The 10144-nt window shown below is 58.6% G+C and carries 3 protein-coding genes; all 3 read right to left on the bottom strand.

The window, feature by feature from the left end; genetic code table 11:
• The coding region (locus QCBJ_RS00185) for a transposase (RefSeq protein WP_177410635.1) at positions 1–361 on the bottom strand (361 nt) is incomplete at its 3' end.
• 490 nt (positions 362–851) lie between these two features.
• The gene (locus QCBJ_RS00175) at positions 852–1520 is read right to left on the bottom strand and encodes a hypothetical protein (RefSeq protein WP_102059882.1); all 669 of its coding nucleotides are present in this window, start codon (positions 1518–1520) and stop codon (positions 852–854) included.
• Positions 1520–10126, bottom strand: coding sequence for a hemagglutinin repeat-containing protein (locus tag QCBJ_RS00170; RefSeq protein WP_256581431.1), 8607 nt, complete (start codon positions 10124–10126; stop codon positions 1520–1522). Before QCBJ_RS00170 ends, QCBJ_RS00175 begins: the two co-directional genes overlap by 1 nt.
• Positions 10127–10144: the final 18 nt, after the last annotated feature.

Raw genomic sequence — 10144 nt, 5'->3', positions numbered from 1 at the left:
TATATCGATAGCAAGCTAAAACATAGTTGTCTTTTTGAACCAGACAGGAGCGGAAACGTCCTTCCCACAACGTGCCCGTTCGTTGATAGGTTCGATTGATGTATTGAACGTAGCGCTGCCCCAGCCCTTTCATAAGTAGACCAGCACCTGCGAAGCAGGTGGGAGTCAACAACAAGTGAACGTGATTTGTCATCAAGCACATTGCGTGAATTTCACAGCCATACAATTCAGCAAGCATGTCTAATTTATCAACGTAAAAAATATAGTCTTCGTCTGAATAAAAACACGCAGACCGGTTGTTTCCCCGCTGAATAATGTGCAACGGGATATCCGGCAGTATAACTCTAGGACGGCGAGCCATATAAACCCCCAAATGAATAAGAGCTAACAGCTTAGCCGCCCATCACCAGGCCAACAAAATCGAATAATTACAAAAAATAAATCATATTTTAAAAGAGCAATTTTGCTGAACTCTAAAAAGCGCAAAACCGTGGTCTGACCCCTATTTTTCTCCTCGACAAATCCTTTAGGCCAAGAGTTTGCAAGTCTCTCGCACTCAATGGACCTGTACGACTTCCACCGCTCCTCAAACCTATTCCTAAAGATTGAGCTCGCTGCAAAAGTTCTGGGCTTGCCAGCGCAATATCAAAGTCACTTACCCTGCCAACGTCAAATTCTTGCCCGGTTTTAAAACTCTTACCTGTTACGGCACTTCCTTGAAGAATTGGCTCTACATTCCCATAGCCAGCGCGTGCCAAACCATCTCGTGTATCTGTGCTAAAACGTGAAAAGTCATCTGCGCTTGAAAAACCTTTTGGAATTACAGCCCCTTTTGCACCTAGCCCCTCGCATCACCCAACCAAAAGTTTTTTTAATCGCTCTCCAGCAGTAGTTATCTCACTGGTGGACAGCGGTGTATAGCTAACAACAATCAGCACACCTCCGGCCAGTTCCGACGCCTCCTCAACGTGCCCCTTGAGACAGCTAATAATCTGTTGAGGACTTTTCCCAAATGCGCGAATGCACAATGCCTCATCAAAATAATTAACCGCATTTATACGAAAAACACCATCTCTCCCGTTAACATCTTTTTTTGTAGCATCGCATGCAGCTATTACTTCCGGCCAGTCGCGTCTAGTAACCGACCAATCATGCAGCGCAGCTCTATAGGCACCAAAAGCATGTACGTATGCAGGGAAAATCCTTTTCAACAAGTCGGAATAATCAACTTTAGCATTCGAAAACTCAACGAATAGAGAGTCATCAAATTGAGCATCATCTTCTAGATATTTCTCACTTCTAAGAGCATATGCAATTCGGCCTTTTATTCCCTTTGGAAGAAACTTATCTAAAGAAACAGCAACAACAAGCTCGCCTTCAATATCGGGAACTTCTACAGCACCGTCCAAGTCCCAGGGTTTGCCTAAGCCGGACAACTTTTCCAGAAAATTTTGGTGCCGCTTTTCAATAGGCTCTGAAAATTTTGGCCTGTGACGAAATTCAAGCTTATGCGTAGTCATCAGGGTGCAACCCTCACAGTAATGTTTCTGATATTTTGCTCAATCAAAATATTAGTTGCTCTATCAGCCGCTTTTTGACTTGGAAATTCAAAAACGGCTTTGATACCAGGGTTTTGTTTCAACGCATTCGATACTCGCTGAACACTTTGAATCTGCTTATCAAACGATGTCAGTGCTGTTTTTCGGTCAATTAGGGTAATACCATCGACATCCTCAACGCCATCAAACTTCACGAAATTGTTACCGTTAGGATTTGGGTTGTCAAACCGTATTGCAGGCACGGCCTTACGCTGCGAAAGAACCTCTGAAAACGCTCCTGTTGTACCCGCTTCGAATTTCACAAACGGCTTACTAAAATCTCCCTGAGGTTCTTGTACGAAGATCAAACCTTTATTTTCGCCCTCATGCTTGCGTGCGTCTTTTATGGTCAATACATCAACCTTCGAAAGATCCAATCCCCCCACTACAGGCGCTGAGGTCTCTTTTGCACCTTTGGCGAAATCTGGACCGGCTTGCAGAACGTTCCTATCAACCAGAATACCGAGTTCCGCGTCAGGTATTGCCCCAACCACGCTCTCACTCTTGGGTGTCATCCCCTTCGTGCTGCCGGCGACCGACTGTCCTTTTAACACGCTCGGCAAACCTGCAGCCGATGCGTTCAAAGCCCCAAGGAAAATGTTCTTGGCGCCGTCGCTTGAGTCACCGTTATAGGCCTGCACGCCACCATAAGTGATCTGCAATACGCCGCTCTCAGCGGTCACTAACCGTACCGCCAACCCCACGCCCCCGCCCAGCACATACAAAGCAGGCGTGCCAACTGCAGCCTCCCCTTCGTAGTGCTGGTTAATGAGCATTTTCTGTTGCGCTTCGCGGTAAAGCTGTTCGTTTTCGCTAGGAGAGCGGTTCATCTGCGCCAACAAATCGCCGGGATAGAGCCGTTCCAGCGAAGCGTCTTTATTGGAACTACCAGCCGCGTACGCCACATCGTTACTTTGTCGCAGAGGACCGGGCCGCATAAGCGCGTAGATGCGACGATCAGCCTCACCCTGTCCATACGCCGCAACGAGTGCGTTTGTGTAATCCGTGAGGTACGCCTGTGCTGCGTCTTTATCGGCAGCCGACATCGAGTCTGAATTGCGGCGCAGGCGCTCAACCAAGGCATCTGAAATCTGATCTTGCTGATCGAGCGCGATAAGCGTCTTTGCGTCCTCGATGGTGTACTTTTTGTGCTTGATCGCGTCGCGAGCCTTTTGAAGCAAAGACTTGTTAGCCGGGCTCAACAGGTTATTTTCAACCGCGTTTTTCCCAACCTGCGCCGCTGCCACCGCATCCAACGCACCCTTGCCGGTCAGCGATCCAGAAAGGCCACCTGCCAGGGTCGAAAGACTGGCGATTGTTTGTTTTTGCTCTTGGGTCAGGCTTTCATTACTGACGACGCCATACAAATGTTCCTTGATCAGCCTGGCGGTTTCTTCCGCCGCCACAGCACCGGCTGCGCCAGCGAGTGCTGAGTTACCGCCAGCCTTGGCGAGCACAGCACCCAGTACCGCATGGGCCATCAAATTGGCTGTGGGGTCGCCCTTGGTCCTGTCCCTGATGGTTTCTGCCAGATACGGCGCCGCCGCTCCCGCCAACGCGCCCCCGACGCTACCACCCATGGCCGCTTGCACCACAGCCGTCACCGCCTGGCTGGCCTTCTGGAAGCTGCTCCCAACGCCGTAATCCTGCTGGGCACGTTGGTTGATCTGATCCCGCGTCGGGTTAGTAACCCCTTCCTGTACGAGCTTCTCTCGGGTCGCTTTGTTGACGTCACTGTTAGGGTCGTCAGCGGCCTTGATCCTGGCCGCAGCAATCGCATCGCCAATCCCCTTGGTCAACTCCATCGAGCTTTTGACCAGTTCCATGCGCTCTTGCATGGCCTTTTCATCAGGCTTGTCGAGGCGCTGGTTAGCATTAGCCGTGTCGCGGTTCAAACCAACGAGGTCGTTGGCGCCCTCGGGGTTGCGCACTACGATCGTGCCTTCGCTGACAGCGCTGCGCGTATAGCTGTGATCCGAATCATTAAGCGCCATGCCATACAGAGCGCCCGGAGTGACGGTGCTCGCGCCGCTACTGTAAGAACCAGAGACGCTCATGCCCGCCGACTTGCTCTCGATCTCGCTCTTGTTCTTGATGTCGCTGACCAGCAGACGATCCGTGCTGAGGCGGTTCTTGTCAGCGCTGGCTTCACTGGCAATCACCGCACCTTGCAGGGTGGTGTTTTTCGCCACATCGATGGTGTAGCCACCCTTACCGGCAAAGAAGCCGCTCTGGTCGGTAACCGCCTGGTAGTCGCTGTTCATCTTCGACGCCGCCAGGTTCGCGGACGCGGTTACCGGGGAGCCATAACAGATCGGCGGAATGCAGATGCTCGCACCGAAGCCCGCACTGTTCTGCTTGCTCTTGGACGTTTCGGTGTCTTGGCGCGACAGGATGTTGAGGTTGCCGCCGATGTTGGCATCGATACGGTCAGCGCGTACCTGCGCGCCGATCAGGCTGGTGTCCTGGCCGCTGCGCAGTACCAGCGAGCCGGTGTCCAACGTGGTGTTGACCTGGATAACCGAGCCTCCAGAGCCAAGGTTCTTGGCGGTTTGTGCACCGAGGTCGATGGTGAAACCGTTTTGCTCGCCTATGTTGAAGCTGGCACCGATAGCGGTCCTGTTGCGTGAGCCGTCGTTTTTGCGGTCGGTGGTGTTCTGTGCGCTCTGCATCAGGATGTTGTTTTTCGCGGACAGCAACGTGCTGTCGGCTTTCAACGTACTGCCGGTAATCGTCAAGTCACCCACAGTGCCCGGCGCATCGCCCGCAGCGATGATCGACAGTTTGCCCCCGGCGTTGAGGCTGCTCTGGTGAGCGGTCTGCGCCGTGTATTCGCTGCTGCTTTTGGTGCGGGTGTTGGCCAGTTCGGTACCGATCTTGATCAGCGACCCGTTGCCGGCAGAGCCACCAGTCTTGTCCTTGAAGCCGGTACTTTGTTTAGCGAGATCGCCCGCCTGGTTATTCAGGTTGTACATCGACAGCGCCGCCTGGGCGATCTTCACAGCCTTGAGGCGTGGATCGTCGGAGCTGCGCGCCGCCTCGGCTGCGTCGCGGATGCTGTTGGCGGTGTCGACCACGGTGCCCGCAATCACTCGCCCAACCGCCAAGCTTTTTGAGCTGTCCTTACTGGTCTGACTGGCCGTCTCCATCCCCGAAGTAACGGTGACATTAGCCCCACTCAACTCCATGTTCTTGGTGCTCACCAGATCACTGGCCACCACCTTCAACTCACGCCCAGCGGTCAACGACACATTGCCCGCGCTCGAGCCAATCGTGCTGCCGGTCAAGGTCATTTCATTGGCGGTGCCGTTGTGTTTCGAGCTGTTGATGTACAGCTTCTGGTTGCCGGTCATGTCATCCAGACCGAGCTTGTTGCCGGTCAGTACGCCGGTGAGGTCGCGGTTTTTTTCCTTGTGCATGTCGGTGCGGGCGAAGGTGTTCTGCGCCGCGTCGATGGTCAGGTCGCGGCCGGCCTGGACGGCGAGGTCGCCGGTGCTGACCAGGTTGGAACCGGTGACCGTGGCGTCGCGCTTGGCGGCGACGGTGACGGTTTCGCCGGAGACCATGCTGCCCATGGCGGTGGTGCGTTTTTCGTCGACTTTGTCCTGGACTTTGCTCGACTTCAGGCCGCCCCAGCTGCTTTTGCTTTCCTTGCGTTCGTGGCGGGCGCTGTCGGCGTTGCTGACGGCGAGGATGTTCACGTCCTGGCCGGCCACCAGCTGCGTGGCGCCTTTTTCAGCAGTGACGGCACTCCCAGCCAGCAGCAGGTCTGCACCGGCGACGACGGTGCTGTTCGTCCCCGCGCTGACCAGGCTGCCAACGTTGTTCACGACGTCGGTTTCATCCAGGCGGAATTTCTTGCCCTGGGAGGTTTTCTTGGTCTTGCTGTAGAAGCTGTAGTCCTGGTTTGCAGCGGCTTTGAGCTCGAGGTTTTTACCGGATACCAGGTACGCCTCGTTGCCGGCATTCACCTGGCTGGCGACCAGTTGCAGGTTCTGCCCGGCGCTCAGGGTGGCGTCGCCGCCGGCCTTGATCACGCTGGACACTTGCTGCACGTGGTCTTCGATGCTCTTGACCTTTTTTGTGTTGCCCGTGGAGTGCTGCTCGTTGGCCGCCGCAACGGCGTTGAGGTCGCGAGTGGCAATCAGGTTGACGTCGCGCTTGGCCTCGACCTGGCTGGCCACGGCGCTGATATCGCGCCCGCCAATCACATGCAGGTCGCGGCCAGCGTCGACCACGGAGCCCTGTTGGGCGATGGTGGTGAAGCTGGAACGGTTGCCGATGGCGCCGCTGTCGAGGGTTTTTGAAGCGGTGATGTTCACGTCGCCCACGGCCTTGACCGTGGTGTCGGCACCGCTCTTGAGCACGCCACCGATGTTGTTGACGTTGCCGCCCGCCTGCATGGCCAAATCGTTGGCCGATTCGATGCGCGCGGCGCTGTCGACGAAGTCGCTGCGTTCGGTGCGGTAACTGCTGGCGCTTTCGTGGGTGGTGACGCTGCGTTCGTTGAGCAGGTCGGCGCCAGCGGCGAGGTTGACGTTGCCCGCGCTGATCACACCGCCTGCGCGGTTGGTCAGGTTGTTGCCGCTGAGCAGGTCGAGGCGACCACCGGCTTCCATCAACCCACTGTTGCTGAGGTTGCCGCCGACGTTCGCTAACAGGCTGCCGCTGGCGCGCAATGTACCGGCGTTATTGAGGTTGCTGCCGGTGATCAAGTTGACGTCGCTGCCGGAAATCAGCGCCCCATTGGGTGCCAGGCGGTTGTTCGCCTGGGCCAGGTACAACACCGGCACCAGCACTTGTTGCCCGGCGACGGTGGCGTTTTCCAGCCAGACGATGTCGTGGGTCAGGGCCGCGACTTGTTCGGCGGTGAGGCTCACGCCTACGGACAAATTCAGGGCGCTTTTGCTGCTGATGGCGTTGTCCATCAGGTGCTTGAACAAGTCGGCATCGCTGGTCTGGCCGTCGATGAAGCGCTGGCCGGTGCGGGCGAGTACGGCTTGCTGGATCAGGCGCTGTTCGTAGAAACCATCGCCCAGGCGCTTTTGCGCGGTGTCGGGGTCATAGCCGAGCTTGGTCAGCATGTAGTCCGAGCCCAGGAACTGACGCATATCCGTGAACAGCGGGTTGGTTTCGATCAGGTATTTATGCGGGCTGGCCGCGAACTGGCTGGTGGGCAGGCCTTTGGCGCCATCGCTGTCGTTGAGGTGGAACAGGCCGTTCTGGCCGCTGGGCAGGTCGAAGCCAGGCAGACCTAGCGGGTTGACCTGTTGCTGGGCAACGTCCGGCGGCAGTTGCGGGTTGAGGCTGACCAGGGTCGAGTAGCCCGGCGCATGGGTGTTGGCACCGCTGCCGACGTAGGTGTAGCCACCGCGCACGACGCTGTTGTCGATGCCGGCCTGGGCCTTCACATCCACGCTGCCGCCGGCTTGGATCACAGCGGCGTAACTTTGGTCTGGCGCGCTTAACTGGGTGGTCTTGCGCAGGGCGATCTGCTCGCTCTCCATCTTACCGATGAACGAGGCCAGGCCCGCTTCGACGCCGCCCATGTCCTGGCCGGCCGAATAGCGCTGGGTGAACGCAGCGGCTTCGCGGTACCAGGCACCGGGCTTGCGCTCACGGGCGGAGGTGAAGATGCGATCGTACTGAGTGTCGTGGGTCACTACACCGACATTGGTGAGTTGGTTGACGACGGCCGTGAGGTTGCCACCGGCGCCGATGCTACTGCTGCTGTTGAGCAGCTCGCCGCCAGTGAGCAGCATGTTGCCGCCCGAGGTGATGCTGGACGCTGCCGTGGCCTGGCTGACGATGAAGTGATCACGCTGGGTAATCAGGAACGGGCGGTTCTGCTTGGGGCCGTCGCAGTCTCCACCGGTCACGCGAAAGATACAGGCCGTGGGCGTGATGGAGGCGCTGTAGATACCGGACTCGGTGTTGAGCACAGTGCGGATGTTCTGGATCGTGCTGGCGGCCAGGACCAGGTTGCGCTCGCTCTCGATGGTGCCCGAGCTGTTGATGATGCTGGTGGCCAAGCCGCCCTGGCCGTCACGATCGACGCGCAGGTTGCCCATGGCGTAGAGCGTGGCGCCGAGGTTTTTCAGGCGGTCGACCTTGAGGTTCAGGTCGCCGCCACTGAAGATCAGGCCGTGGTCGTTGAGCAGGTTGCCCACCGAAAGATCCAGGCTGCCCTGGCTGGCGACGCTGCCGCCCACGGTCCAGTCCTTGCCGCTGCCGACCAGGGCGCGGGTGCCGAGCAGTTTGCCGGTGGCGGTCTGTTGCAGGTTATCCACGTTGACGGTCAGGCGCCCGGCCTGGATCGCCGTGCTGTTGGTCCAATTAGCCTTGTTGAAGGTCAGGTCACCGTTGGTGACCAGGCTGCCCCCCACGTCATCGAGGCTGATGCCACTGAGGTCGAGCGCGCCGGTGCCCACGTGCAACACCTTGCCGCCGGTGTTCTGGAAGCGGGTCGCGGCGAGGCTCAATTGGTCGTTGGCGGTTTCCAGGCTACCGCTGTTGTTGAGCAGGCCACCGATGGCGTAGCGGGTCTTGCCGCTGGTGCCCAAGGCGCGCATTTGCCCGCTGTTGTTGAGGCTGGCGGTCTCGACATCAAGGGCCGTGGCGCTTTCGATCAGGCCACGGTTGGTCAGTGCGCCATTGAGGCTGACGTCGATCCGGTTGCCGGCGATTTCGCCGCCGTTATCCACATTCATACCGGTCAGGTGCACGCGATCCCGAGCAAACAACGCGCCGCTGCCGTTGTTGAAATCCGTTGCATCGATCTGCGCATCACCGGCTTTGGCGGCGATACGGCCACCGTCGTTGTCGAGCGTACCGGCGGTGATGGTCACGCCAGCGTTTTCACTGTGGATCAGGCCGTTGCCGCTGTTTTGCAACAGGCCGCTGGTGGTCAGGGCCAGGCCATCGTTGGCGGCCAGGGTGCCGGTGTTACGGTTGTCGATGCTGTTGGCGAATACCGTCAGCAAGCCCTGGCTGGCGAGCTTGCCGCCCTGGTTATCGATGTGCGCGGCGCGCTGGATCAGCAGCGGCCCGGCGCTGGCCAGCTTGCCGTTGCGGTTGATCAGGTCGCCGATCAAATCGAGGGTGATCGCCCCACCAGCGGTCAAGCTACCGGCGCTGTTTTCCAGGGTATTGCCGTTGAGGGTGAACGCACCGGTGCTGTCGATGATGCCGCCCTGGCTGTTGTCCAGCAGGCCGCTGACGTTGAGGGTCTGTGCGCCGTCGCTGAGCAGGCGACCTTTGTTGCGGTTGTCGACGCTGGCGGCGGTGACGCTCAGCGCCTGCTTGGCGCTCAAGGTAGCGCCCTGGTTATCCAGGCTTTGCGCGGTGGCGGTGAGGTTGCGATTGGCGATCACCGTGCCGGTGTTGGTGAGGTGCTGGCTGTCGAGGGTGACGTCGCCACCGGCATTGCGCGTGTTGTCGGGGTTGACGCCGGCTTCGATGATGCCGCTGTTGGTCAGCTGGCCGTTGCTGGCCAGGGTGATGCTGTCGCGGGCGGCGAGGGTTTTGCTGTTTTTCAGTGCGCCCTTGGTCTGTGCCTTGAGGGTGGTGCCCGCGTACACCGCGCCCTTGGTCTCCAGGCTCGCGGCCTTGATGTCCACCGCACCGCTCGCGGCGGCCTGGGCCATGCTCAGGTGGCCGTTGGCGTCGAGCTGAATATCACCACCACTGGCGGCCAGTGTGCCGTCGAGCTTCACGCCCACACCGGCTTCGGTGCCCACCAGTTTGATCGCACCGGCATACATGCCACCCAGGGCCGACGAGTCGATGGCCAGTTCGGGCTTGGCGCTGCCGTCGTCGGCGCGCGCAGTGGTCTTCAGGCTTTGTGCATCGACGTCGTTGCGGCCGGCGATCACGGTCAATTGGCGGGCGTTGATCTTCGCGTTGATCTTGGCCGAACGGGTGATGATTTCGAAGCGGTCCACGTTGCTTGCATTCAAGCCCTGGCCGTCGATGGTCACGGCGCCGCCATCGACCTGGTAGCTTTTCAGTTGCCCGGCCTGATCGATCATCGGTTTGCCGGTGGTCAGGGTGACGTTGGGGGTGTTGATGAAGCCGCAGCCATTGCAGCTGATGCCGTAGGGGTTGGCGACGATGACCTTGGCCGACTGGCCCGCCACTTCGGTGTAGCCGCGCAATTGGCTGGGGCTGCCGCCTTTGACTTCGTTGAGGATGACATTCGCCGCGCCGCCCCTGAGGTTCGGGTTGCCGACGATGATCCCGCCCAGTTGCGTGCTTTGCACCGGCCCGCTGGCGTTGTTAAGGATCACGCCGTTGGGGCCGACGTTGTAGTCCTTGAATTGGTTGTGCGACAGGCCGCTGCCGTTCGGCGTGGCGATGTTCACCACCGGCACGCCATTGCCTGCCTGGCCGACCGTGGTGCCAGGGCCGCTGACGACAATGCCGTCGGCCTGGGCCAGCAGCGGCTGCCAGAACAGCGCATTCGCCAAAATCAGTGCGAGGCCGCGCTGGGTTAGGCTTTTCAGGGCAGAAACAGGGCGAATGTCCATATTCAAGATCTCAAGGCA

It is taken from the genome of Pseudomonas sp. QC2 (assembly GCF_002859085.1).
GTDB lineage: Bacteria > Pseudomonadota > Gammaproteobacteria > Pseudomonadales > Pseudomonadaceae > Aquipseudomonas > Aquipseudomonas petroselini.
Note: the sequence above shows the minus strand (reverse complement) of the source record. Positions and strands in the feature narration are given on the sequence as shown.